Annotated in this window: 22 protein-coding genes; 16 read left to right on the plus strand and 6 right to left on the minus strand. The window is 38.0% G+C overall.

Annotation, left to right across the window (positions count from 1 at the left end; genetic code table 11):
* Positions 1 to 2: 2 nt before the first annotated feature.
* The 4 genes from LG402_RS07415 (at position 3) to LG402_RS07430 (ending at position 2,390) form a co-directional block, all read left to right on the plus strand.
* The gene (locus LG402_RS07415; protein ID WP_109410244.1) at positions 3 to 341 is read left to right on the plus strand and encodes a hypothetical protein; all 339 of its coding nucleotides are present in this window, start codon (positions 3 to 5) and stop codon (positions 339 to 341) included.
* Positions 329 to 1,165: a VENN motif pre-toxin domain-containing protein gene (locus tag LG402_RS07420; protein WP_227336714.1), complete on the plus strand. Its 837-nt coding sequence runs from the start codon at positions 329 to 331 to the stop codon at positions 1,163 to 1,165. The genes LG402_RS07415 and LG402_RS07420 overlap by 13 nt, the downstream gene beginning before the upstream one ends.
* A 340-nt stretch (positions 1,166 to 1,505) precedes the next feature.
* Positions 1,506 to 1,799: a hypothetical protein gene (locus tag LG402_RS07425; protein ID WP_227336715.1), complete on the plus strand. Its 294-nt coding sequence runs from the start codon at positions 1,506 to 1,508 to the stop codon at positions 1,797 to 1,799.
* 414 nt (positions 1,800 to 2,213) lie between these two features.
* Entirely contained in the window at positions 2,214 to 2,390 is a 177-nt protein-coding gene (locus LG402_RS07430; RefSeq protein ID WP_166540192.1) for a hypothetical protein, read from the plus strand.
* Between the two features lie 342 nt (positions 2,391 to 2,732).
* Here LG402_RS07430 and LG402_RS07435 read toward each other — a convergent pair whose 3' ends face one another.
* Together LG402_RS07435 and LG402_RS07440 are read right to left on the minus strand one after the other, a co-directional pair.
* The gene (locus LG402_RS07435; protein WP_413685639.1) at positions 2,733 to 5,666 is read right to left on the minus strand and encodes an autotransporter domain-containing protein; all 2,934 of its coding nucleotides are present in this window, start codon (positions 5,664 to 5,666) and stop codon (positions 2,733 to 2,735) included.
* A 319-nt stretch (positions 5,667 to 5,985) separates the two neighbouring features.
* Positions 5,986 to 7,635, minus strand: coding sequence for an alpha-keto acid decarboxylase family protein (locus LG402_RS07440; protein ID WP_166540190.1), 1,650 nt, complete (start codon positions 7,633 to 7,635; stop codon positions 5,986 to 5,988).
* Between the two features lie 148 nt (positions 7,636 to 7,783).
* Between LG402_RS07440 and LG402_RS07445 the strand changes: the two genes are divergently transcribed.
* A complete protein-coding gene (locus LG402_RS07445) occupies positions 7,784 to 8,671 on the plus strand; it encodes a LysR family transcriptional regulator (protein ID WP_166540189.1) in 888 nt (295 codons plus the stop codon).
* Between the two features lie 232 nt (positions 8,672 to 8,903).
* Positions 8,904 to 10,673, plus strand: a complete 1,770-nt coding sequence (gene dld / locus LG402_RS07450; RefSeq protein WP_166540188.1) for a D-lactate dehydrogenase — start codon at positions 8,904 to 8,906, stop codon at positions 10,671 to 10,673.
* A gap of 67 nt (positions 10,674 to 10,740) precedes the next feature.
* On the opposite strand, the gene sbcB is transcribed toward dld, so the two are convergent.
* A complete protein-coding gene (gene sbcB / locus LG402_RS07455; protein WP_227336717.1) occupies positions 10,741 to 12,171 on the minus strand; it encodes an exodeoxyribonuclease I in 1,431 nt (476 codons plus the stop codon).
* A gap of 532 nt (positions 12,172 to 12,703) precedes the next feature.
* Between sbcB and LG402_RS07460 the strand changes: the two genes are divergently transcribed.
* Positions 12,704 to 13,966 (plus strand): MFS transporter, encoded by a 1,263-nt coding sequence (locus LG402_RS07460; protein ID WP_166540186.1) that lies wholly within the window; start codon positions 12,704 to 12,706, stop codon positions 13,964 to 13,966.
* 254 nt (positions 13,967 to 14,220) lie between these two features.
* Positions 14,221 to 14,559 (plus strand): PTS system regulator TmaR, encoded by a 339-nt coding sequence (gene tmaR, locus LG402_RS07465; RefSeq protein WP_036937771.1) that lies wholly within the window; start codon positions 14,221 to 14,223, stop codon positions 14,557 to 14,559.
* Between the two features lie 185 nt (positions 14,560 to 14,744).
* Here tmaR and rne read toward each other — a convergent pair whose 3' ends face one another.
* Positions 14,745 to 18,272 carry a ribonuclease E gene (gene rne / locus LG402_RS07470; RefSeq protein ID WP_227336718.1) on the minus strand — a complete coding sequence of 1,176 codons (3,528 nt, stop codon included), beginning with the start codon at positions 18,270 to 18,272 and terminating at the stop codon, positions 14,745 to 14,747.
* A gap of 531 nt (positions 18,273 to 18,803) precedes the next feature.
* On the opposite strand from rne, the gene rluC reads away from it, so the two are divergent.
* Positions 18,804 to 19,757, plus strand: a complete 954-nt coding sequence (gene rluC, locus LG402_RS07475) for a 23S rRNA pseudouridine(955/2504/2580) synthase RluC (protein WP_166540184.1) — start codon at positions 18,804 to 18,806, stop codon at positions 19,755 to 19,757.
* Positions 19,758 to 19,864: 107 nt separating this feature from the next.
* Here the strand turns inward: rluC and LG402_RS07480 are convergent, their stop codons facing one another.
* Positions 19,865 to 20,260: a hypothetical protein gene (locus tag LG402_RS07480; protein ID WP_166540183.1), complete on the minus strand. Its 396-nt coding sequence runs from the start codon at positions 20,258 to 20,260 to the stop codon at positions 19,865 to 19,867.
* 45 nt (positions 20,261 to 20,305) lie between these two features.
* Positions 20,306 to 20,905: a Maf family protein gene (locus LG402_RS07485; protein ID WP_166540182.1), complete on the minus strand. Its 600-nt coding sequence runs from the start codon at positions 20,903 to 20,905 to the stop codon at positions 20,306 to 20,308.
* Between the two features lie 141 nt (positions 20,906 to 21,046).
* Between LG402_RS07485 and yceD the strand changes: the two genes are divergently transcribed.
* The 7 genes from yceD (at position 21,047) to acpP (ending at position 25,865) form a co-directional block, all read left to right on the plus strand.
* A complete protein-coding gene (yceD, locus tag LG402_RS07490) occupies positions 21,047 to 21,580 on the plus strand; it encodes a 23S rRNA accumulation protein YceD (protein WP_036937758.1) in 534 nt (177 codons plus the stop codon).
* 5 nt (positions 21,581 to 21,585) lie between these two features.
* A complete protein-coding gene (rpmF, locus tag LG402_RS07495; protein ID WP_006537252.1) occupies positions 21,586 to 21,756 on the plus strand; it encodes a 50S ribosomal protein L32 in 171 nt (56 codons plus the stop codon).
* A gap of 24 nt (positions 21,757 to 21,780) precedes the next feature.
* Complete coding sequence (gene plsX / locus LG402_RS07500; RefSeq protein WP_166540181.1) at positions 21,781 to 22,818, plus strand: phosphate acyltransferase PlsX; 1,038 nt, start codon at positions 21,781 to 21,783, stop codon at positions 22,816 to 22,818.
* Positions 22,819 to 22,822: 4 nt separating this feature from the next.
* Positions 22,823 to 23,776, plus strand: coding sequence for a beta-ketoacyl-ACP synthase III (locus tag LG402_RS07505; protein ID WP_109409383.1), 954 nt, complete (start codon positions 22,823 to 22,825; stop codon positions 23,774 to 23,776).
* 19 nt (positions 23,777 to 23,795) lie between these two features.
* Positions 23,796 to 24,728, plus strand: coding sequence for an ACP S-malonyltransferase (gene fabD / locus LG402_RS07510; protein WP_166540180.1), 933 nt, complete (start codon positions 23,796 to 23,798; stop codon positions 24,726 to 24,728).
* Between the two features lie 8 nt (positions 24,729 to 24,736).
* Complete coding sequence (fabG, locus tag LG402_RS07515) at positions 24,737 to 25,471, plus strand: 3-oxoacyl-ACP reductase FabG (RefSeq protein WP_227336719.1); 735 nt, start codon at positions 24,737 to 24,739, stop codon at positions 25,469 to 25,471.
* Positions 25,472 to 25,628: 157 nt separating this feature from the next.
* Positions 25,629 to 25,865 (plus strand): acyl carrier protein, encoded by a 237-nt coding sequence (gene acpP / locus LG402_RS07520; protein WP_004247087.1) that lies wholly within the window; start codon positions 25,629 to 25,631, stop codon positions 25,863 to 25,865.
* Positions 25,866 to 25,904 lie beyond the last annotated feature (39 nt).

Consider the following 25,904-nt stretch of genomic DNA (forward strand, 5'->3'; position numbering starts at 1 on the left):
ATATGTTACTAAATGATCTACCTATTTCTGATGGAAGAATAACAAAAATAGAGTCAACAGTCTCTGAATTGAAGTTATTCTTTACAGATTGGAATGAAAATGAGTGGGTTGTTATTTTTTATGAAGTATTATCCATACAATCAATGAGTGTTGAGAATGAAGATTTATCTCATGTACAGCAGAAAGAAAATGATATTTTTAAGTCAATGACTCTAGAATATTATACCGATGAAGTTGGAGAACGATTTTATAGCTATAATTTTTATAGTGTGTGGTCAGAAAGTGCATTATTGAAAGTAATTGCAACAAATGAGTATGACATTAAAGCATGTTTCACATAGTTTTTATATTAGTATCAAATGATATTGTTACCGCGATTGCCAATGGCTCCGCGCCTTATCTTGCCAATGAAGTGAAAAACCAAATTCAAGGTAATAGTGTTGAAAGTGATATCCAGCGCACGATAGCGCACGTATTACTCAATGCAGGCCTTGCACTGGCAAAAGATGAGAATGCAGTAGTGCAAGCTCCTGGCGCAATGACAGGGGAAACAGTGGGTATTTTATCGCACTCACTTTATGGCAAAACCCCCGAAGAACTCACCGAAACTGAAAAGCAGAATATAAGTGCATGGGCAACGTTAACTTCCGGGATTGTCGACGGCTTAATCAGCGATAATAGTGCAGGTGTTGCCAATGCCGCCCAAGCCGGGAAAGTGGTGGTTGAGAATAATGCGACAGCTGCTAAGCCAATCATTAAAGGTTTAGAAAAGGGTTACGAATGGTGCATGAAAAATGCGACCTGTCGAAATGGTCTTATGCAATTAGGGGTAAATATTGGTTTAACATCAGCGCAAATTCAAGAAGCCATGGATGCTGGAGCTGCTGCCAGAAATGGTGATATAAAAGCGATGAGGAACCTTTTACCGGAACAGGTTGCTTATATTGATGAACAAATAATTCATAACAAAGGGCTCGCAAGGTTAATATTTGGCTCTGAACCTTGGGGTGGCAGGCTTGGTATACCATCACATACTGGTGGTAATCAAATGCCAGATCAAGATAGGATTGATACGGGTGGCAATCAGATACCAGACCAAGGGCAGACGGATACTGGAGGAGATCAAATATCAGTCCAAATTTGGACAGATACTGGTGGTGACTAGATACCTAAACCAAGAGATAACTTTACAGAAACACCAGTACCTGAAAAACCAACGTTAGATGACCTTGCTTATCTGGACAAAATTACGCAAGGTGAACATGCGGGGATCAGAAATAAAGAGGGTCGGCCAGTTGGTTCCGTTATTAATGATGTTCAAAAATCAAGACCTTCGGATATTTTAGTTCAAGAAGATGGTCGTTGGATCGTTAAAGGTTCTGGAGGAAAAGTCCATATAATTGAATCTGATGGAGAAGTAGTTACTTCTTTTTATAATCCGAAAGCAAATACAGATAACAGAGTCAAAAAAGGTGAATGGCAGCGCCCTTCTAATGAGCAATTAGATGACTTTAAAGAAAAATTCTCTGATTATATCAAATGGTGATGATATGGATTTATTACAAAAAGAATGTATTGCAAGTGTAACTCTATATGATGTGAGAGCCTCCGAAGGTGAATTAATGGTTTACGAAGGATGCATCGATTATGTATTAGCTAATTGCTCTGATGCAGAAATACTCAAAATCACGGGCTGTGAAAATGGGGAAGAACTATCCTTTTACAAGGACGAACTTATTAGATTAATCAAAATGGTTGGAAATCCAGAATACCTTCCTGATAGATACAAAGATCTATAAAAAATAATGACATAGTGGCTATTTAAAGAGTCACTATGCCAACAAATTTTAATCTCTTACCTTAATTACTTTACTCCCCCTCAGCCAGCCGGATAACCACTGTCCGACTTGGTGAGTGAGGGTAAAGTGACTGCCCACCGTAAATCCTAACTCACTCCACCACTTACCTCTGATAGTCAGTTTCGGACTCGCAATTATGCATTAATTCTCTGGTGCTAGTTTTTTCAAATCTAAATTACGACCAATCTTTATCAAGCCCTTTCAGAAACCAATGATAACGTCACCGAGCGTGATATTCAGAATCAACTCTTCCAGCAGGCATTACAGGATTATACCAACCAATCCGACTTTGGTACGGGGGGGGGTAAATACACCCGCGCAATCCAAGCCATTACCGCATTTACGCAAGGTGTAATGGGCAACAATATTGTTACCGCGATTGCTAATGGTTCCGCGCCTTATCTTGCTAACGAAGTAAAAAACAAAATTCAAGGTAACAGTGTTGAAAGTGATATTCAGCGCACCATTACCCACGGCTTACTGAATGCCAGCCTTGCGTTGGCAAAAGGTGAGAATGCGGAAGAGTTATGAACTCATCAGGCTAATCAGAATGGTTGGTAATCTGGAATATCTTTCTGGAAGATATAAAGATTCTATAAAAAATAATGGCATAGCAGCTATTTAAATAGCCACTATGCCAACAAATTTTAGAATTCTACCTAAATTGCTTTATTCGCGCTCCGCATAACGGATAATCAACTATCTGGTTTGGCGAATAAAGGGATAATTTTAAACTCTCATAATATGTAGCAACTTATCATTGCGGATGAATTATGGTTAGAGTTAAGAATTCCTCAATAAGAGCCTCATTTCTATAAACTATCCCCTTTGAATACTTCACTTTATTATAAGATAAGTGTTAAAAAATCCTAATCAGAAAGAGATAGATACTTTCATATCAATGCTATTATCTTGCTGATTTTTTGCTGTTAATCCACTATATCCGATTGATAATTTTGATATTTCATTGATTTGGATTGTTGTTCCTGCTTTAACCACAAGAGCATCCCGCGCCGTATCAACGCTCTTAGTAGTAAATGTCGGTTCGGTATTAGTAAAACGTAAATTGATACCTCGTTCCACATCGTTGTATTGGTGCAACCAGCCTAGTTCACCATACATCAAAATATTAGATTTACTGTTAAGTTTCCACTGGTTATTTAAACGCAGCCCTGTAGTAGATGTGGTTGAATCTAAACTTTGTGAATGGGCTTGTAAGGCTGCTCTGCCGCCTTGTTCGTTGATGGTAGCGTTTTTTGTTTTGGCGTATTCTAAATTAACAAAAGGCTCTAATTGTGTGTCCGAAAGAGTTATTGGATAAGCTGCTTCGATAAATATCTGGCTGGTATTCCCATTGTAATTAGCCTTATTTTTATCTGATTGCACAGCGTAATTGACCGTTTTTGAGGTATGGATACGATGGAATGTATTCGATGCACCTGCACGTAGCGTGATACGGTTAAAATCATAACCACTATAGAGTGATAAGTGATAATTTTCGCTATTTGCGTGACTGTTATAACCTGAAAGAGAGGTTTTGGTGAACCCTGTTGCTATACCAAGTAGCATTTTATCGTTGTTAAAACGCTGATCCGCACCTAATAGTATGCCATAGGTAGAAGCATCATAGCTATTCGCATTACTATCACTTGAGCTATCTTCCCAATCATAAAGAACTTTAGTCCAGACATTGCCTTTATTATCTGTACTTTCTTTTTCGCTATTAAGTATTTCTGCATTTCTAACCTGAGAGAGGAGTGTTTCTTTTATTTGTCGGCTACCATTGAGTTGATTAGATAAAACATCGGCATAAATTTGACCAGTTAATTCATTAAAGGCATTACGGACATCATTTTTTAGCTCCATTCTGACAATGCTTTCATAAACAGGATGCCCTGAAGGTAATACATCTATTGCATTCGCGATTGATGCTTGATTTTTTGTTTTTGCTAAGCTGGAGAAAGCAGTATTATTTCTTCCGACATTTAATATTACTGCATTCTGATCGTAATATAGTGTTGTTCCTATAAAAAGATAGTTTGGGTTAACATCAGCAAATTTACCATTAATACCTCTATCGGCCATTAAAATAGTATATTTTGTGTTATATAGACTCTGAACATTGTCTTTTGTGAGGAGGTTTTTATTATTTTCAAGAGATACACTAACTGTTCCTCCGTTAAGTATTGCTGTGCCGAGGCTCGTTATTTTATCGCTATCACCTTGTGAATTTACTTCAACCAAATAGTGGCTACCAGAATTAAAAATCACAGTATCATCTATATTAATCGTACCAATTGAATGACCTGGTGCTACGATACCTCCAGAATTTACCTCTAGTTTATTAATTTTTCCTTTACCAATAAGTACACCCTTGTCATTGATATTGACTTGAGAACTTATGCTCCCATCATTTAATAGCAACGTTCCTTTATTAACATCCAGTAATGAATTTAATTTTCCTTCAAGTAATAATGTACCACCATTGATGGAAGAATTTTTTGAATAATGATTTTCGCCTATAAGTAGTAAATTTCCCTGATTAACCTCGACGCCTGCAAAATAGTTATTACCAGATAAAATCAATGTGCCTTCGCCTTGTTTGATTAATTTACCAGGCCCACTAATATCATTTTTCCATTCATCAAGCTTACCAAACTCAGCGAAGTCAAATTCATTAGTTGTTTGATTAACAAGAAAATGATTATAGAAATATGAAGGTCCATTATAGGCTTTAGGAAGATTAATTAATCCCCAGCTAGAATCTGGAACATTGTCATTTGAAGCCCAGCCAGCCAAAGAATTACTCGGATAGGCTGTACTCGCTAAAATAGATTGCCTCTGTTCTTTGGTTAAATATGCAAAACGTAAACGCAGTAAATTGCTGGCTGAACTGGGTATTTTATTGGGGGAAATTAGCGATGAAGTTTCAGGATCTTTTGTTCCATAATAACCTGCATCATCGTTAGTTATTTTTTTCGCTGTGGTTAAACAATTTTGATTTTCACACTGATTAGAGACATTCTGGCGGACTTCTTTGGCAAGCTTAACAAAAGTTCGAGTTGTGTCATCATCTGCAAGCATCTGTGATAACAGGTAATAATTTCCTATTCTCGAAGCGATAGTATCTGTTGCAAAATGTGCCCCTACGATAACTCGGCTTTCACCATATTCTATTGCTCGGGCAAATATTTCACTGCCCTTTTCAGGGAATAATATGGATAAAACCGCAGCTTGCTTATATCCATTCCATGTATGTCCACTTGGATAAGATGAGCCTGTTATATTGGTGTAATTATTTAAGTAATTACCTTCTTTATCAATTACTTGATAAGGTCTACCACGTAAAAAAAGTTCTTTTAAGATAAAATCTATCGAGCGTGCTCTTTTTTTGTTTGGATCATAAGCATATGTACCTGTGTTATGTAACATATTCAGATCTTGGTAGGCTTGAATATCGCTAAAATTGATCGACTTGGCGTTGTCGCCAAATAGAATATTGGCATAGGTATTAAAAACATAAGAATGATCCTGCGACTTATCTGCTTCGGCTAGTTCTCTACGTTCACCAGTGATAGCTTGATAATTATTGCTTATTATTCTATCTAGTTCGGCTGTTTTTGACCCTTTCTCAGGGGGAGTTGTGATGACACCATTTTTGATCTCTTCCAGCCAATTATTGCGCTGGTCCATAATATGTTGTTTGGTTTTTACAATATCTGTTTCAGACCATGATGAACTCGAAAAAAGTAAAAAAAAGAAGCTTAACGAGGTAGGTATTACAATGTTTTTCATAAAATAAGCCATAGTCTCCAAAAAGTTTGGAGCTAATTTAGATTATTTATGTTTAGTTTTTATGACAGGAATTATTATATTAAGAGGTATATTTAAACGAGATTTTAATTTATTCATTAAGTGTTTCTTGATTGTTATCTACTCGAGATATATTATTATTTAATATGATACGAGTGATGTAATAATGAAAAGTCGGTATAGTCTTTATATTTAAAATAAAAAAACCATACCGATTATTTAAATTATTATTAACTTAATGAATAAAAAACTAGCTAATTTTTTGTTTTTTTATTCTATTACAATACTTAATTTATCATTTTATCCATTTATTTTAAAAAGAATAAAGTGAACTTTTAGACTCTTTTAACTTTTGTGCTAATTCAGAAGCTTCATATCGCTCTGTTACTATTTCGATGTAAGAGGCATTCTCTGCTGATTCGGCTACTTCAAGCGCTTTATTCAACTCATCTATCGTTGTGACTTTCTCACAATGCCAATCTCTTGCACCAAAAGCTTTAGGTAATTGATGATAATTCCATTGAGCAAGATCGTTATAATAAGCTTCAGGATAATCACATAATAATCGTTCAATTAAATAACCATCGTTATTTAAAACAAGAATAATCGGTTTTAATCCAAAACGAACAAATTGACTTATTTCTTGTACGGTTAATTGATGTGAGCCTTCACCTGTAATTAAAATAACTCGTTTGTTAGGCGCGGCAAGTGCAGCACCAAATGATGCGGGTGTTGCCCAACCAATAGAACCCCATAATGTTTGGTTATGGAACTGAGCACCTTCTGGCAACAGTGCAAAGCCTAATCCCATCGATGATGTACCTGTTTCAGCAATAATAATATCGTTAGGTTTAAAGAATTTCTCTAATCGGGGGTAGAGGTATTGAGCCGTAATTTCACCGTTATCAGATAAAATAGCGTCTTCTAATCCCTTAGCTTTTATCTGATGATACCTTTTATTTGGTAGTCGTTTGGTTAGTTCAGAGAGAATATCTTCCATATAAATAGAAGAATAGATAACCGAATCAATTTCAACATATTCTGGCATGATGCTGATAAATTGTTCTGGTTTAATATTAGCTGTGAAACTTCCCGTATTAAAGTCGGTCATCATTGCTCCGACCCCTAATACATATTCACTATTTTCGACAAACTCTCTGACATCAGGCGTCATTAATTGTCCATCATACATCCCAACATATTGAGTATTAGATTCACTTAATATGCTTTTATCCATAAACATAGTGGCATAAGGTAAACCTGTTTTATCAATAAAAGCTTGGACATTATCTGATAACCCTAAACGCGCGGATAAAATACCGGGTAATACGCAGATATTATTGCTTTTTGTAAGCTTATCAATAATCAGTGATACCACTTTTTCTAGTATTTCTTTATCACTTATTTGTTTTTTTGGTGTGGTAACAGATGCATTTTCTATCACTGGCATCACAGCATAATCAGATGGTAAACCAATATAAACAGGACGACGCTCTTTTAATGCTGTCGCAATTAAACGCTCCATTTCAGCAATACAATTTTCAGGCGTTAATATTGCATGAGCACAAGCAAGAGGTTGGGCTAATTGATAGAAAATATCAAAATCACCATTACCTAAGGTATGATGAACGAGACGTTTGCTTTTTTGTACACCACTTGCTGGCATACCAACTAAATGAAAAATCGGTAGGTTTTCTGCATAAGAGCCTGCAATAGCATTAATCGCACTTAATTCGCCAACACCAAATGTTGTTGATAACGCTGCCATACCTTTAATTCGAGCATACCCATCAGCAGCGTAAGCTGCATTTAATTCGTTGCAATTACCAATCCAACGCAGATGATTGCTATTACAAATCGTGTCTTCTATAGGAAAAGCGTAATCGCCAGCAACACCAAAAACATCACTTATGCCTAAGTCATATAATCGATTTAGCATATATTCAACAACAGTCTTGTTCATATTATCTCCAGAATATCCGAATAATAATCTGTAAAAATGGGATTATTCATTTATATTATGCTTAATGTTTTACCGCGGATATAAATCAATATGAAATGGTTTATTATTATTGATGGTATAACTAAATGTAATAAGGTAAATGTTACTAATGGATATTCGTACATTACGTTATTTTGTTGAAGTCATTCAATTAAATGGCTTTAGCCGAGCTGCTGATGCTCTATTTATTACTCAGCCTGCAATTAGTCGTAGCATTAAAAAATTAGAAAATGAATTAGGTGTTATTTTATTAGTAAGAGAAGTCGATGGCGTAAGGTTAACGGATGATGGTGCGATACTTTTTGAACATGCAAAAAAAATACTCGCACAATTTAATAGTATGAATAAAGCTATGCAGGATAAGTCAGGACCATTGACAGGGACATTAAATGTGGGATTACCTCCGGTAATAGCTTCGACGTATTTTGCCGATATTATTATGGCATTTAGTTCTCTACACCCTCAGGTTGAACTAAAAATATTTGAATTAGGAACTAAACAAATGGCAGAAGCGATGATAGAGGGAAAAGTAGAAACAGCGGCCGTAGTATTACCTTTTAATAATGACATATTTGAATTAACACCTTTTTCAGAAGAAAGCTTGATGCTATTAGTATCTCCATCACATCCTTTAGCCATCAAAAAAGAAGTACATTTTAAAGAGTTGATTAATGAACCATTTATTTTTTTCTCTGAAGATTTTCGCATTAATGATTTAGTTTATAGTGCCTGCGGTATTTATAATACAAAGCCTATTGTTGCGGGACGTAGTAATCATTTAGATTTAATTATAGCGATGGTAAAAGCGGGTGTAGGTGTAACGCTACTGCCTGGGAGTATGTGTAATAAAAATCCCATTGATGATTTAGTGGTACTTCCTGTTGTTGAACCTACATTGTCATATCAATTGGCATTAGCGAATAATAAAAATAGTTATAAAAGTCGAAGTTGCCGAGCATGGGATCGGCTAGCAAGAGAAAAGCTAATAATAGAATAAAATAGTAAATTGAGGCTTATCTATATTCTATTTAAGAAATAAATGTCAAAAATATTTTTAAATAACAAAAATGGCTGAACATAAAATATATTATTTTTTTTGGAAATGTGGATAGCAGTATAAAAGCAGTTATATAAATGATAAGTTTATATTTTGCACGTAGCCTTATGAGTAATAATAAAAGCGAGCAAAATACAAATTAATCAGACAAGACAGGAATAGGATAGGGAAAATGAATGAGAGTAATAGCTCTGCAAATCAACATTTTATTCGTAAACTTGAAAGTATTGTTGGTAAAAAACAGGTATTAACACAAGCACATAAAACAGAACGTTATCGTAAAGGCTTTCGTTCAGGACAAGGTAAGGCATTAGCAGTTGTATTTCCTGCCAATTTATTAGAACAATGGCGTGTTTTTAAAACCTGTGTTGAAGCTGATAAAATCATTATTATGCAAGCGGCGAATACGGGATTAACCGAAGGTTCGACACCTAATGGTGATGATTATGATAGAGATATCGTAATTATTAGTACATTACGTCAAGATAAAATACAGGTTCTCTCAGAGCATAATCAAGTTATTGCCTTTCCTGGTAGTACGCTGTGGCATTTAGAAAAAGTATTAAAGCCATTAGGGCGTGAACCTCATTCTGTTATTGGCTCGTCTTGTATTGGCGCTTCTGTTATTGGTGGGATCTGTAATAACTCCGGTGGGGCTTTAGTTCGTCGAGGTCCTGCTTATACAGAATTATCGCTGTATGCTCGTGTCAATGAAAAGGGCGAAGCTGAATTAGTTAACCACTTAGGAATTGATTTAGGCGAAACCCCAGAAGAAATTTTAACGAATTTAGATAATCGTCATTACCACGAGAAACAAATACAAGCGACAGAAAAATTAGCATCCGATCATGAATATCATGAACGTGTGCGTGATGTAGATGCCAATACGCCTTCTCGGTTTAACAATGATGAACGTCGTTTATATGAGGCCGCGGGGAGTGCGGGTAAATTATCTGTATTTGCTGTGCGATTAGATACTTTCCCAGCGGATCATCGTACTCAAGTCTTTTATATTGGCACTAATAATCCTGATGAGCTTGAAGATATTCGTCGCCATATTTTAAGTCATTTTAAAAAGCTTCCTGTTGCAGGAGAATATATGCATAGAAGCTACTATAAAATGGCTGAAGTGTATGGAAAAGATACATTTTTAGTGATTGATAAATTGGGCACAGATAAAATGCCAACTTTATTTGCTGTGAAAGGGCGAGTAGATGCGGTATTAAATAAAGTTCCTTTTTTACCTAAAAACATGGTTGATAGAACTATGCAGTTTATGAGCAAATTATGGCCAGCTCATTTACCTGAACGTATGACAGACTTCCGCGATAAATATGAACATCATTTAATGCTAAGAATGGCTGATGAGGGCATTGAAGAAGCATCAACCTATTTAAAAGAATACTTTAAACAAGCTTCAGGTGATTATTTCGAATGTACTGAAGAGGAAGGGAATAAAGCATTCTTGCACCGTTTTGCCGCCGCTGGTGCTGCTGTTCGTTATCATGCTGTGCATGTGAATGACGTTGAAGATGTATTGCCATTAGATATTGCATTGCGTCGTAATGACAAAGATTGGTTTGAAAAATTACCGCCAGAAATAGAGAGTAAATTACTTTATAAACTCTATTGTGGTCATTTTATGTGTCACGTTATGCATCAGGACTACATTATTAAAAAAGGTGTTGATGCGAAGGCGCTAAAAGCAGAAATGTTAGCGTTATTAGATAACCGTGGGGCGGAATATCCTGCAGAGCATAATGTAGGCCATATGTATTATGCCAAGCCTCAATTAAAAGCGTTCTATAAACATAATGATCCAACCAACAGTATGAACCCAGGTATAGGTAAAACCTCGAAATTAAAATACTGGGGAGAAGAGTGTGGATGTGGGCAGGTTCACGCTGAGATCAAAACTGAAAGTATTGAAACTAAAAAATAATCACTTTATATCGTGTTTATTAAGTTAAAAAGAAAGGCAGGATAAAACCTGCCTTTTGTCTTATTGTCTAACTCGCAATATCTTGAGCATATAGATAAAGCTCTTGTAGTTGTTTTAGCTTCTCTTCGTTATCACTATGTTCTTCTGCTAAAAGCTGGAGCGTATTGAAATATTCAGTCAGCTTTTCTGACGTTAACCTCTCTTTTCTATGTGCTAACCAACGTTGTTGCTCATCATAATTGAGAGTAGAAGGATAATTTCTCGCACGATAACGGAAAAATAGCGGTTCCATTCTCGCATCTTCAAATGTTAAATCTAAAGCAGGTAAATTCTGTGGTTGTGTTGAGCGAATAATTTCCATCGCACTACGATCATTTTCACTGAAAAAGCCATTATAAATTTGAGAATCAACATCATCAGAGACAACAAAAGGAGTTTGTTGAGCGAAGAGTTCTACGACTTTATTGCGTATTTCAGGATGCGAAAATAAAATGGCTTGATTGTTTAAACAAGTATCAACATCTAAACCAATTCTATCTGCATCTTGAGGTCTTAATGTATTTTGTGGTGCCACAATAGGGCATTTATTAATATGCAGCAATTTAATTGGAACAGGTGGTTCATCAACTGCCAATTCACTGCGTGGCGTATATAAACGTTCACGTAATTGGTCTGATGTTAAGGTTAATAGCGGGGATATATCCGCAGATAAATCGCACACAATAACCGCATTACGATTATCTGGATGCCATGCCAAAGGCGCCACAAGACTTAAATTAGAACGAGCAGCACCAAACATACCTGAAACATGTACAATCGGCGTCATGGTGGGAATATCAATTAACGCCTGAACTTTACGTTTATCGCGTAAATTAAAGAAATAATCAAACATACGCGGTTGAGCTTGTTTTAATTTTTTTGCCATTGCAATGGTGGCGTAAACATCAGACATTGCATCATGCGCATTCTCATGAGATATGCCATTGGCTTTGGTTAATAGCTCTAGACGAAAGCTTGGGAAACCGTCTTCATTTTCAGGCCAAACAATACCATCTGGACGTAGTGCATAACAGGCTCGTAAAACATCGAGCAAATCCCACCGAGAATTTCCTTTTTGCCAACTATAGGCATAAGGATCATAAAAATTACGATAAAGGATATTGCGGGTTACTTCATCATCAAATCGAAGGTTGTTATAACCCATAATACAGCTATTAGGTTGACTAAAAGCTTGATGAATTTGACGGGTAAATTCAGCTTCAATTAACCCATTTTTTGCTGCAATTTGTGGTGTTATTCCTGTGATCATCACAGCTTCTGGATGAGGCAGATAATCATCATTAGGTTTGCAATAAATAACGAGAGGATCTTCAATAATATTGAAATCCATATCAGTTCTTATACCAGCAAATTGAGCCGGACGATCTAGCGCTGGGTGTGTACCAAAGGTTTCGTAGTCATGGACATAAAATGTGGGCGTTTTCGCTGAATTAGACAAGGTTTCCTACCGTAAATTTATTAATGATTTTTTAAATCATTACTCAATGAGTTGTATTGGGTTTAATTAAGACCATGGTAAACCATAATACGGTAAACGTGAAATGTCAGATCAAAGCGCGCTTATGCAGCGTTCAATATAGGGGGCAGTGAGAATGAATAGAAGCGGACCTCTGCTAATATTGATCTTTTGTGATGACAATAAAATAAAACCACCAGCAAGCAATCAGCCAGAGATTCATTATTAAAATATGAATAGAAGATAAAGTAAGATGATTATCTAGTGTTGGCGTTGTACCAGCATTACTGGAAATAATCGCAAAAGATAGCATAATTGCTTTAGGATTAAGCACATTAGCAATATAAGCGGTATTAACAGCAATAAAAAACAAATGTAGATCTAGCGCACATAACTCAAATTGTTAACGTTAACTTATGTGCTTAACATCACATTACAGTAAGAATAATGTTTGTTAGCTTAAAAGTTAACGTTAACATTTAGGGGTGGAATGACTTTATAAGGCGCTTAACCAATGAACAAAGACTCAAAAAAATACTATGCGATTTTAAGTGCGCTGTTATTTTTCTTCTTTTTTACCTGGTCTTCATCATTTTCATTAGTTTCTATTTGGCTAAACCAGTATGTTGGATTAAAGGCGACTGATACCGGATTGATATTCTCTGCAATTTCTCTTATTGCATTATGTGCGCAACCTTTATATGGCTTTATTCAGGATAAATTAGGGTTAAGAAAAAATCTGTTATTAGTGATTGCAATATTACTTATTCTTTCTGGGCCATTTTTTCTTGGTTTTGCTTCAATACTACGTTGGAATATTTTTATTGGCTCCATTTTAGGGGGCTTATATGTGGGTATGACCTTTAATGCAGGTATTGGTGTATTAGAGTCATATACAGAACGTGTGAGTCGTATCCGTGGTTTTGAATATGGTAGGGCGAGAATGTGGGGATCGTTAGGTTGGGCATCAGCAACATTTATAGCTGGGCACAATATTAATATCGACCCTAATTATAATTTTGTGATGGCATCTGTTTCTGGTGTCGTGTTCTTAATTCTTTTAGCTTTATTAAAAACAGGTAAATCAGACGCATTTAACCAATTAGAGCATGGAAAGACATCCAGCATTACTGTAAAAGATGCACTTAATTTACTTTCATTACCTCGTTTTTGGGCGCTTATCTTATTTGTGATTGGAACCTGTGTATATGGTGTTTATGACCAACAATTTCCAGTCTTTTTCTCATCGCAATTTGCTACTTTACAGCAAGGTAATGAAATGTACGGATATCTGAATTCATTGCAGGTATTCTTAGAAGCTGGTGGTATGTTTATTGCACCTTTCCTTGTAAATAGAATTGGTGCTAAAAATGGCTTATTACTGGCAAGCAGTGTTATGGCTACACGTATTATTGGCTCAGGATTAGTCGAAGGGCCTGTCTTGATCTCTTGTATGAAGTTATTACATGCTGTTGAGTTACCAATTTTATTAATTTCAATTTTTAAATATAACAGCCAACATTTTGACAAACGTTTATCTTCAACACTTTATTTAGTGGGTTTCCAATGTGTGAGTTCTATTGTCGCTACATTATTATCTCCATTAGCCGGTTATGGTTATGATCATTATGGTTTTGCTCCAACCTATATGGTGATGGGATGCATTGTGATAGGAACAACACTTCTCTCCGCTGTATTTTTACGTTCAGATGCGAAAGCGTTACTACCCCTTGATGGCTTACAACATGAAGATCAAAATAAAGCACAACCTATTTAATCGCGCATTAAATTATCCTTTGTAGTGTCGATTTTGGCTACCAGTAAAAATGTGTAGCCATTTTCTTCATTAATTAAGTGAACATTTACGGGTTAAAGAGTGTTGACTATATTTATTAATGCATATCATCTTAATTAATTGTTAATCAAGCAAAATCAATTAAATTTGTAAACTTTGCTTGTTTATTGACACGATTAAGCGATAATCTTAAACAGAACTATTTATCTTAAATATCAATTGTAAAGGTGTAGGAAATGGATAACGCAAACAAGCCGTCTTTCCAAAACGTACTGGAGTTTGTGCGTATGTATCGTCGTAAAAACAAAATCCGTCGTGAGATCACTGACAATGAGAAAAAGATCCGTGATAACCAAAAGCGTGTTCTTTTATTAGACAACTTAAGTGAATATATTAAACCTGGTATGTCTATTGAAGATGTTCTGGGTATTATTGCGAATATGCGTAGCGACTATGACGATCGAGTTGATGATTACATTATTAAAAATGCAGATCTGTCTAAAGAACGCCGTGAGCTTTCTAAACAGTTAAAAGCGATGGGTGAAATTAAAAACCTTCCTGATCTAAAAGACTGATTACTTTACCAAGAATAAGAAATTGAAGGCCTCTGAATTGAATATTCAGGGGCTTTTTTTATCTTATTTGGGGCTTAAGTACATTAAGTTAAATTGCTAATAGCTACCCACAAAAAAAGAACCCACTAAAAAGTGGGTTCTCAATTTAAAGGTATTATCAAGATATTCTTAATAACGTCTTATTATTAGTTTTGGCTTTCAGCTTTAGTCATTACTGATGAAGCTTGGTTAGTTGAACAATGTCCACCTGCACCAGTACGGCCTTTTTTATCAAAAGCAGGGCGAGTTTCCCATGCTTTGATTTCAATCGCGACAGTAGGTTCATCAGATGCTGGCGCTTTTGTCATTGGTGCGCTTGCATGAAGTTGGCGTACTACTGGCTCTTGACAAATAATCACAGCTGTAGGTTTGCTTTCTTTTACTGGTACTGGCTCTGCTTCTACTGCAGGTGTTGTAGCCGTTGTGCTCTCATTCTCTTCAGGCTGACTTTCAATAATCGTTTCAACGATAGGTTCAGCAACTGTTTCAACAATAGCTTCGGCATCACTTTCATTGTGTTGTCCAGCTGTTTCTTCGGTTGTAACTAAAGTAGCAACAGCTTGAGGCTCAGGAGTAGATGCTTCAGTCACTTCGCGTTCTACTGGTGCAATGACTTCTTGTGTAACGTTTTCAGTCACTGCATCTGTTTCTGCTTGTTGTGAAGCTTCATGCATATAAGCCTCGGTTGTGTTTAATACCGCAGAAATATTTTCTTTACGAGTAACATGTTCTTCGGTATTCACATCATCAATAACGTTGTTGACAACACTTTCTTCAACTTGGTTTTCAATGTTATTTACTTCTACAGGTGCTAATTGTGGCTCTACTGCAATAATTTCAGCAACAGCTTCAGTGGATGATGCAGAGCTAACAGTCACAGTGTAGCTTGATTCTGTGGTATCCGCTTGTTCCACTTTTGCAACAATGGCTTCTGAAACCGCCGGTGTGATAGCAACCATTTGAGGATCTGCATGAGTAATGATGCTCTTTTCAACATTACTCTTGTTGTTTTCAACATTATTCTCGATAAATGGCGCATCACTGATTGGCGTTACAGGATAACGAATAAATACTTTACCAGAAGCAAGCTCAGGTGATGCAACCGCCATTGTAAGTGGCATTGGTGATACTGTTAATGTACGTTCATCACGATAGCGACGGCGACGTTGACCACTTACACGTAAATGACGAGGTGAACGACGAGAACGACGAGGCATGACATTCTCTTGCCCGTTGTTGTCTTCATTTTTATTATCATCTTGTGCTTTTGGTGCTACATCAGATAAGGCTTTTACTGGTTGAGCTTCATTTGTTTCAACTTTTGTAACAGCATCGGCTTTAGGTGCTGCTTTTTCCGTTGGAGCAACTTTAGCTGGTGCGATAGCAACCGGAGGTTCTGAAATTGCCTTTTCTGTTGTTGCAACAGGAGCAACAGGAGCAACAGGAGCAATGGCTAACGTTGTATCGTTGTTGTCTGTTACACGTATAGATTGTGTTAATTGGCGACGATTACGACGTTGCATAGCAGGGCGACGAGGTTCTTCTTTCTTCTCATCTGCACTGTCTTTTTCAGTCGCATCATTTTCGCTAAGTGCAGCTTGTGCTTTCGCGGCTTCTTGTTGCTGCTGACGTTTCTCTTCTTGACGACGGCGTTGCTCTGCGCGTTGTTCACGACGTTGTTGGCGACGCGCTTCGCGTTCTGCAATCTCTTGCTCACTACTCACTTCAGTTGTTGGAGCTGTTTGTGGTTTTTGATTACGATTTTTGCGGTTTTCTTCGCTATTCGTGTTATCACGATTACGATCGTTATCACGGTCACGGCGATTATTGTTGTTACGTCGATTGTTGTTATTACGACGTTCACGACGATTATCCGTATTCTCTTTCTTGGTTTCCTGTGGTTTTTCTTGTGTTACCGCAGGCTCTGGCTCGCTACCAAATAAGTTAGAGAAGAATTTTGCAACTGAGGCAAAGAAGCCAGTACCTTGGGCTTGCTCTGATTTAACTGGCTTAGCTTGAGGTTGAGGTGCTTTTTTACTTTTCGTTGTCGTTTCTGGAGTGTCTTCTTCTTGCAATCCAAAGGCTGAAATAGCAGGTTGTTCAGGCACTTTGCGCTCTGTGACAACATCGTCTTCAGCCTCATTTAACTGACTTTCATGGAATTGCGCTAAGTTGTAGCTCAGAGATGTAATTTCTTCGCCCTTACGCACACGGATAACAGAGAAATGAGGGGTTTGCATTTGGTCATTAGGAACAATAACCACTTTAACATTAGATTGACGCAGTTCAATATCTGTTACAGCTTTACGTTTTTCGTTAAGCAAATAAGAGGCAATTTGAACAGGAACAATTGCATGTACTTCATGGGTATTCTCTTTCAGCGCTTCTTCTTCAATTAGACGTAACACAGAAAGTGATAATGATTCGTTATCACGAATAGTACCAGTACCTAAGCAACGAGGACAAACGTGATGGCTTGATTCACCCAATGAAGGGCTTAAGCGTTGACGAGACATCTCTAATAAGCCGAAGCGAGAGATGCGTCCAATTTGAATACGAGCACGATCTTGGCGTACAGCCTCGCGCATTCTATTCTCAACTTCACGTTGATGGCGCACTGGCGTCATATCGATAAAGTCGATAACAATTAAACCACCGAGGTCGCGTAAACGTAATTGACGTGCAATTTCGTCAGCAGCTTCTAAGTTAGTATTGAATGCCGTTTCTTCGATATCACCGCCACGCGTTGAACGAGAGGAGTTAATATCAATCGCTGTTAATGCTTCAGTAGTATCAATAACTAATGCACCACCAGAAGGTAGGCGAACTTCACGCTGAAAAGCTGATTCAATTTGTGATTCAATTTGATAATGGCTAAATAATGGAACTGCGCCAGTATAATGACGAATTTTGCTGGCAAAATCACCACGACCAATCGCTTCGATATGACTACGAGCCATTTCAACGACTTTTGCATTATCAATTAAGATTTCACCAATATCAGGACGTAAATAGTCGCGGAATGCGCGAACGATTACGTTACTTTCCTGATGGATTAAGAAAGGAGCAGAGCGATTCTCTGCTGCTTTTTTAATGGCATCCCAATGTCTTAGACGATAGCTTAAATCTTGTTGTAGTGCTTCAGCCGATTTACCGACACCAGCAGTACGTACAATCAGACCCATGCCATCTGGAATTTCAAGACTTGATAAGGCTTCTTTGAGTTCTGTACGGTCTTCACCTTCGATACGGCGAGAAATACCACCTGCACGAGGATTATTTGGCATTAATACCAAATAGCTTCCTGCAAGGCTGATAAAAGTGGTTAATGCAGCACCTTTATTACCACGCTCTTCTTTATCAACTTGAACAATAACTTCCTGGCCTTCTTTCAAGACATCTTTGATGTTAGGACGACCATGGGAGTGATAATTGCTAGGAAAGTATTCGCGGGCTATTTCTTTAATAGGAAGGAAACCGTGGCGTTCCGCACCATAATCAACAAAAGCAGCTTCTAGGCTGGGTTCAATTCGAGTGATTTTACCTTTATAGATATTCGCTTTTTTCTGTTCATGACCGGGGCTTTCGATATCCAGATCGTACAAGCGTTGCCCATCCACAAGGGCAACACGCAACTCTTCCTGCTGAGTCGCGTTAATTAACATTCTTTTCATATTGTGACTTACTCGTTATTTTCACGTTTTATAATGTGCCACTAACATACGTAATTACACTATTGATAACCGATGACCTCGTGTCTTTTACAAATGCGTCAACCTCACGGTTGTCGATTGTATAGAGGTGCAATATCTCGGTGAGTCTGATTTTTAGTTCAAAAATTCAGCACTCTTTAATTGAACACAATGTTTCAACTCAATAAGCGATGTATTTGTGGCATACTAAATTGTTTGATTTTCGACTATGTCTTACGCCATTGCTGCATTTTGAAAATCAAACAAACAAAATTTTCATAAATATACCTGATAAACATAATCAGGAGAGTCTGCATTATTCCATTGGTGTTAGGGTTATAGCAAGGTGACTTTTCTGCTTTGGTGACTTTTTCTGTATAAATATGAGAGATTAGCTAATGTTTCGTCTTTTTCCCATTATTCAGGTTAAAATAGACGACAGAATTGATGTTATTTTGTGCACCACAAAGTTGTTTGTTATTTTTATTTTAAGAGAGCCAAAGAATCGCCACTATGAAATCATTTAATCAAGTTCAGTTCGTCACCATTGATGGCGATGAAGCAGGTCAGCGTATCGATAATTTTCTACTGGCACGCTTAAAAGGTGTACCAAAGAGTATGATTTACCGAATTATCCGTAAAGGGGAAGTTCGAGTCAATAAAGGGCGAATTAAACCTGAATATAAATTAAATGCAGGTGACAGTATTCGCATTCCGCCGGTGAGAGTAGCAGAAAAAGAAGAAATTACTGTATCACCAAAATTAGACAAAGTTTCTGCCTTAGCTAATTGTATTTTATATGAAGACGAACATTTAATGCTGATTAATAAACCATCTGGTACAGCAGTGCATGGTGGCAGTGGTTTAAGCTTTGGTGTTATTGAAGGTTTGCGTGCATTACGTCCAGAAGCTCGCTTTTTAGAGCTTGTTCATCGCCTTGATAGAGATACTTCTGGTGTGTTGTTAATTGCAAAAAAACGTTCAGCACTACGTGCGCTACATGAGCAATTACGTTTAAAACAGATGCAAAAAGATTATTTGGCGCTAGTTCGTGGTCAGTGGCAATCACACACTAAAGTGGTACAAGCTCCGTTATTGAAAAACATTCTTCAAAGTGGTGAGCGCGTAGTAAAAGTGAACAATGAGGGTAAGCCTTCAGAGACCCGTTTTAAAGTAGAAGAGCGTTTTGAGATTGCCACTCTGGTGAAAGCAAGCCCTGTTACCGGAAGAACACACCAAATCCGTGTACATACATTACATGCAGGTCATCCTATTGCTTTTGATGATCGTTATGGTGATCGTGATTTTGATGCGCAATTGGTTGGAACAAAGCTTAATCGTTTATTTTTACATGCAAGCTCTTTGACATTCACTCATCCTTCAACGGGTGAACAGATGCGAATTGAAGCGCCAATGGATAATACATTACGCCATTGTTTGCAGGTGTTACGTAGTCAAAAATCTTAGGTCTAAATATTCTTATTTCGACAGAAAATCCGAACACTCAATGCGCCCAGTTAGCTGGGCGTATTTTTTGCTTAACATTATGTAAGACAGTTAATTTAAAAACGTCATTAACCTTCAACCTTTGTCATACATTGCTCAACGATGTTATCAATATCCCACTCTTTAGGCAGTGATTTTGAACCATTTTTGCGCATTTCCATATCAACACGAATAAATTCGGTAATACCATAATTTTTAATGATGCTGTCGTAGGTGCATCCGCACACTTCTGTAATTTGAGGAATGAGCGCATCATCAGTAATACCTGATCCTAATATGCAACTACTGACAAAATTCTTTTTGAATGAAGATGTGCTGTCATCTTTTTTATTTGAAATTACACTGTCTTGGACAGTATTGGCCGTATTAGTCGTTTGGGCTATTTCTGAGTCTTTCTCATCAGAACAACCTGCTAATGCTGTTGCCATCACTAACGCTATTAAGACGGATGTTAGTTTATTCATAATACGCTTTATCGCTACATAAGATTAAAAATAAGATGATCGGGGTTATTTTTGATCATCAGAGAAAAATAATGGGTTTATTCTTTGCGAGAGTAACATTTTATTCAATCGGATAAGTGGTAAACCAATTAAAGAATTTGGATCATCGCCTTTCAATTTATCAAAAAGAGTAATACCTAACCCTTCAGACTTAAAACTTCCCGCACAATTGAACGGCATTTCTTTATTTAAATAATGGGTAATTTCATCATCAGTTAAATGGCGAAAGTATACTTGAAATAATTCACAATGTGTTTGATGTTCTAAAGTTAAACTATTGTATACTGCTAATCCGGTATAAAACGACACACATTGTCCTGAAGCTTGCTTTAATTGTGCGAAAGCATTATCAAAATTATGGGGCTTGCCCGTGATTTTTTTATTTAATACACAAACTTGATCAGAGCCAATAATAAGGTGATGTGGAAATTTTGCTTGTAAAGCGCTCGCTTTTTCATAGGATAAGCGAGTGACAAGATCTTGAGCACATTCAGTGGGCTTCGGGGTTTCGTCAATATCGGGAGATGCCTGTATAAAGGGCATTCCAAGCTTTTTCAGCAACTGAGCTCGAAAGGGTGAAGTAGACGCAAGAACGAGTGGCAACATATTTTTTTTAAAATCCGTAGCAAAATGATGCCTGACATTCTAAACTATGCGCCGCTGATAAAGCGAATTTTGGTGGAAAGGTGTAGATAACCCGCCTTTTTCTTTGACTATATTCCATTACAAAGATAATATGCGCGCCTTATGCAAAAGGTAAAATTACCCCTGACCATTGATGCGCTGCGAGCAGCTCAAAAGAATTTAGACTATGATGGTCATTATTCTCCAGAGCAAGTAAGCCGCTTAGCTGAATCGGTGGTCAGTGTGGACAGTAATATTGATGTGGCTTTATCATTTGATATTGACCATCAACGTCTTGCCGTGATTAAAGGACATTCCGATGTGGATGTCACTTTAGAATGTCAACGTTGTGGTGGCCATTTTCCTTATCATGTTCACGCAACATATTGTTTTAGCCCTGTTGTCAGTGATGAACGGGCCGAGGCATTACCGGAAGAATATGAACCAGTCGATGTAAACGAATTTGGTGAAATAGATTTGCTGGCAATGATTGAAGATGAAATAATCCTCAACTTGCCGGTAGTTCCGGTACATGATTTTGAACACTGTGAAGTGTCCGACGCGGATATGGTGTTTGGTGAACTCCCTGAGGAATTATCAGAGAAACCAAATCCATTTGCCGTATTAGCCAGTTTAAAGAAAAGTACTAAGGAGTAAGGTCAATGGCCGTACAACAAAACAAACCAACTCGTTCTAAACGCGGTATGCGTCGTTCTCATGACGCGCTGACAGTAACTCAAGTTTCAGTTGACAAAACTTCTGGTGAAACTCACCTGCGTCACCATGTAACTGCTGACGGTTACTACCGTGGTCGCAAGGTTATCAACAAGTAATTAGCTTTATAGCTCGTTGATACCTTGACAAATCTAACCATAGCGTTAGATGCGATGGGCGGGGACTTCGGTCCTCGCATCACAGTGCCTGCTTGTTTGCGGGCGCTGGCATCTAATCCTCATTTAAAAATATTGCTGGTAGGTCAACCAGACGCTATCTCTCCTCTGCTTGCAGATCAAAATGCCGAGCTAATCTCCCGTTTACACGTTATACCCGCAGAACATATTGTCGCCAATGATGCTAAACCTTCACATGGTATTAGAGCCAGTAAAGGCACATCAATGCGAGTGGCACTTGATCTCGTGAAAACTGGTGAAGCACAAGCATGTGTAAGTGCAGGTAATACTGGTGTATTAATGGGATTAGCAAAACTGCGACTTAATGCTATTGATGGAATTGAACGCCCTGCACTGGTTTCAATATTACCCAACCAGAAAAAAGGTAAGACTGTCGTTCTTGATTTAGGTGCTAACGTTAACTGTGATAGTCAACTGTTAGTACAATTTGCCGTGATGGGCGCAGTGATGGCCGAAGAAATTGCAGGGATTAGTTCACCTAAAGTAGCACTTTTGAATATTGGTGAAGAAGAGAGCAAAGGATTAGATAATATCCGCGAAGCCGCTACAGTATTAAAGTCGACACCTAATATCAATTATATTGGTTATGTTGAAGGTAATGAATTACTGACAGGCAAAACAGATGTATTGGTGTGTGACGGCTTCGCAGGTAATGTCTCCCTTAAAACGATGGAAGGAGTTATTCGAGTTTTCCTTTCATTGATTAAATCTTCTACTACCGAAAATAAAAAAACGTCGTGGTGGATGAAAATATTGAAGAAGTGGTTACAAAAACGGCTAATTAAGCGTTTTGGACACATGAACCCCGACCAGTATAACGGTGCTTCTCTGTTAGGATTACGCGGTATCGTCATTAAGAGCCATGGTGGCGCAAATGAAAGCGCGTTTACAGCAGCAATAGAACAGGCTGTTCATGCCGTTGAGCGAAAAATCCCAGAACGGATCGCTTCTCGACTGACAACAGTATTACCCAAGAGCGATTGATAGAATGTATACAAAAATCTTAGGTACTGGTAGTTACTTGCCTGTACAAGTGCGAACTAATGCCGATTTAGAAAAAATGGTTGAAACATCTGACGAATGGATTGTTACCCGAACAGGTATTAATGAACGTCGGATTGCAACAGAAGAAGAAACTGTTGCTGTGATGGGCGCAGGTGCGGCTGAAAAAGCACTAGAAATGTCTGGTATTGATAAACAAGACATTGGATTGATTGTTGTTGCTACAACATCAGGCTCACATGCATTTCCAAGCGCAGCATGTCAGATTCAAAATGCGTTAGGTATCAATGATTGCATCGCATTTGACGTTGCTGCTGCATGTTCTGGCTTTGTTTATGCATTAAGCATTGCTGATCAATTTATTAAAGCAGGTTCTGTTAAGCATGCTCTTGTTATCGGTGCTGATCGATTATCCCATGCGTTAGATCCTAACGATCGTGGCACCATTATTTTATTTGGTGATGCGGCAGGTGCAGCAGTTGTAGGTGCGTCAGAAGACGAAGGTATTATTTCTACACATTTACATTCTGATGGGCGTTTTGGTGATTTATTAGCATTACCTTATCAGCGTAAAGAAAATGAAGATTTACCTGCTTACGTTACCATGGCAGGAAATGAAGTATTTAAAGTCGCAGTTCGTGAACTTGCCCACATTGTGGATGAGACACTCGAAGCTAACAATATTGATAAATCTGAACTGGACTGGCTTGTGCCTCATCAGGCAAATTTAAGAATTATTTCAGCGACAGCGAAAAAGCTGGATATGACAATGGATAAAGTAGTGGTGACATTAGATCGCCACGGCAATACGTCAGCAGCATCAGTCCCAACAGCATTAGATGAAGCTGTAAGAGACAATCGCATTCAACGTGGTCAGTTAATCTTGCTGGAAGCGTTTGGTGGCGGTTTTACTTGGGGTTCTGCACTTATCCGTTTTTAATATTATCAGGAAAATAAACATGACTGATTTTGCAATGGTTTTCCCTGGTCAGGGATCGCAAACTGTTGGAATGCTTGCAGAACTTGCAGAGCAATATCCGATAGTGACTGAAACATTTGCTCAAGCATCTGATGTATTAGGTTACTCTCTGTGGGATTTAGTTCAAAATGGCCCAGAAGAAGAGTTAAACAAAACATGGAAAACACAGCCAGCATTATTAGCAGCGTCAGTTGCTGTTTGGCGTGTATGGCAAGAAAAGCAAGGCAAAATGCCACAAATGATGGCAGGTCACAGTCTTGGTGAGTATTCTGCTTTAGTGTGTGCTGGTGTTATTGATTTCGCAGCAGCCATTAAATTAGTAGAATTACGCGGTCAGCTGATGCAAGAAGCAGTACCAGCAGGTACAGGTGCAATGTATGCAATTATCGGTTTAGATAACGATGCTATTGCAAAAGCCTGTGAAGAAGCTGCCCAAGGGCAAGTTGTTTCACCTGTAAACTTTAATTCACCAGGCCAAGTTGTTATCGCAGGTAACAAAGAGGCAGTAGAACGTGCTGGTGTTTTATGTAAAGAAGCTGGTGCTAAACGTGCGTTACCATTAGCGGTAAGCGTGCCTTCGCATTGTGCTTTAATGAAGCCAGCAGCTGATAAGCTTGCAGTTGCATTACAAGAAATTGAATTTAAACAACCTGAAATTCAGGTCGTTAATAACGTTGATGTGAAAGCGCAAACTGATGCAAATGCTATCCGTGATGCGTTAGTTCGCCAGCTTTATAACCCAGTTCGTTGGACTGAAACGGTTGAATTTATCGCTGAAAAAGGCATCACACAACTATTAGAAATCGGTCCAGGAAAAGTATTAACTGGTTTAACAAAACGTATTTCTAAAGAAATGAACGCTGCAGCAGTTAATGATATTGCTTCATTAGATGCTGCATTAGGAAATGACTGAGGGATCTCATGGGATTTGACGGAAAAATAGCGCTAGTTACTGGTGCAAGCCGTGGCATTGGCCGTGCGATTGCAGAGGATTTAGTTGCGCGCGGTGCAACCGTAATTGGTACAGCAACGAGTGAAAACGGTGCGCAAGCTATCAGCGAATATTTAAGCGGTAAAGGTAAGGGTTTTGTGTTAAATGTCACAGAAAACGACTCTATCGAAAAATTTTTAGCTGAAGTGCGTGCTGAATTTGGCGAAATTGATATTTTGGTCAATAATGCAGGTATTACTCGTGATAACCTGTTGATGCGCATGAAAGATGATGAGTGGCAAGATATCATCAACACAAATCTTTCATCAGTCTTCCGTCTGTCTAAAGCAGTTATGCGTGCTATGATGAAAAAACGTTGTGGTCGTATAATTACCATTGGTTCTGTTGTTGGAACCATGGGTAACGCAGGACAGGCAAACTACGCGGCGGCAAAAGCGGGTGTGATTGGTTTTAGTAAATCATTAGCACGCGAAGTTGCTTCCCGGGGCATTACGGTAAATGTTGTTGCACCTGGTTTTATCGAAACTGATATGACAAGAGCATTAACAGATGACCAAAGAGCAGGTATTTTATCTCAAGTTCCTGCTAACCGTTTAGGTGATGCCAAAGAGATTGCCAGTGCTGTAGCCTTCTTAGCTTCTGATGAAGCGAGCTATATCACGGGTGAAACATTGCATGTCAATGGTGGCATGTACATGATCTAATTATGGGGACGTCTTTATATTTGCTTTTTGCGTACAATATAATGCAAAATATAGCGAATAAAGTAGTCCACACAGTCGGGATTGGTTAGATCTTTTCCTGTATTTATAAACTAAGAAAATCATCGCGCAAGCGAGTTTTGATAGGAAATTTAATAGTATGAGCACTATCGACGAACGCGTTAAGAAAATCATTGTTGAACAACTGGGTGTTAAAGAGGAAGAAGTTGTAAATTCAGCTTCATTTGTTGATGACTTAGGCGCTGATTCTCTTGACACAGTTGAGCTGGTAATGGCTCTGGAAGAAGAATTCGATATCGAAATCCCAGACGAAGAAGCAGAAAAAATTACTACAGTTCAAGCTGCTATTGATTACGTTGAAAACGCAGGTAAATAAACTTGCTAATCTAGGCGGTCACTCGACCGCCTATATTTT

Source organism: Proteus sp. NMG38-2, from assembly GCF_020640995.1.
Taxonomy (GTDB): Bacteria; Pseudomonadota; Gammaproteobacteria; order Enterobacterales; family Enterobacteriaceae; genus Proteus.

What these genes read in the sequence shown, in the direction of transcription:
- LG402_RS07415 (WP_109410244.1), top strand. Translation starts at nt 3, where the DNA reads ATGTTACTAAATGATCTACCTATTTCTGATGGAAGAATAACAAAAATA.
- LG402_RS07420 (WP_227336714.1), top strand. Translation starts at nt 329, where the DNA reads ATGTTTCACATAGTTTTTATATTAGTATCAAATGATATTGTTACCGCG.
- LG402_RS07425 (WP_227336715.1), top strand. Translation starts at nt 1,506, where the DNA reads ATGACTTTAAAGAAAAATTCTCTGATTATATCAAATGGTGATGATATG.
- LG402_RS07430 (WP_166540192.1), top strand. Translation starts at nt 2,214, where the DNA reads ATGGGCAACAATATTGTTACCGCGATTGCTAATGGTTCCGCGCCTTAT.
- LG402_RS07435 (WP_413685639.1), bottom strand. Translation starts at nt 5,666, where the DNA reads ATGGCTTATTTTATGAAAAACATTGTAATACCTACCTCGTTAAGCTTC.
- LG402_RS07440 (WP_166540190.1), bottom strand. Translation starts at nt 7,635, where the DNA reads ATGAACAAGACTGTTGTTGAATATATGCTAAATCGATTATATGACTTA.
- LG402_RS07445 (WP_166540189.1), top strand. Translation starts at nt 7,784, where the DNA reads ATGGATATTCGTACATTACGTTATTTTGTTGAAGTCATTCAATTAAAT.
- dld (WP_166540188.1), top strand. Translation starts at nt 8,904, where the DNA reads ATGAATGAGAGTAATAGCTCTGCAAATCAACATTTTATTCGTAAACTT.
- LG402_RS07460 (WP_166540186.1), top strand. Translation starts at nt 12,704, where the DNA reads ATGAACAAAGACTCAAAAAAATACTATGCGATTTTAAGTGCGCTGTTA.
- tmaR (WP_036937771.1), top strand. Translation starts at nt 14,221, where the DNA reads ATGGATAACGCAAACAAGCCGTCTTTCCAAAACGTACTGGAGTTTGTG.
- rne (WP_227336718.1), bottom strand. Translation starts at nt 18,272, where the DNA reads ATGAAAAGAATGTTAATTAACGCGACTCAGCAGGAAGAGTTGCGTGTT.
- rluC (WP_166540184.1), top strand. Translation starts at nt 18,804, where the DNA reads ATGAAATCATTTAATCAAGTTCAGTTCGTCACCATTGATGGCGATGAA.
- LG402_RS07480 (WP_166540183.1), bottom strand. Translation starts at nt 20,260, where the DNA reads ATGAATAAACTAACATCCGTCTTAATAGCGTTAGTGATGGCAACAGCA.
- LG402_RS07485 (WP_166540182.1), bottom strand. Translation starts at nt 20,905, where the DNA reads ATGTTGCCACTCGTTCTTGCGTCTACTTCACCCTTTCGAGCTCAGTTG.
- yceD (WP_036937758.1), top strand. Translation starts at nt 21,047, where the DNA reads ATGCAAAAGGTAAAATTACCCCTGACCATTGATGCGCTGCGAGCAGCT.
- rpmF (WP_006537252.1), top strand. Translation starts at nt 21,586, where the DNA reads ATGGCCGTACAACAAAACAAACCAACTCGTTCTAAACGCGGTATGCGT.
- LG402_RS07505 (WP_109409383.1), top strand. Translation starts at nt 22,823, where the DNA reads ATGTATACAAAAATCTTAGGTACTGGTAGTTACTTGCCTGTACAAGTG.
- fabD (WP_166540180.1), top strand. Translation starts at nt 23,796, where the DNA reads ATGACTGATTTTGCAATGGTTTTCCCTGGTCAGGGATCGCAAACTGTT.
- fabG (WP_227336719.1), top strand. Translation starts at nt 24,737, where the DNA reads ATGGGATTTGACGGAAAAATAGCGCTAGTTACTGGTGCAAGCCGTGGC.
- acpP (WP_004247087.1), top strand. Translation starts at nt 25,629, where the DNA reads ATGAGCACTATCGACGAACGCGTTAAGAAAATCATTGTTGAACAACTG.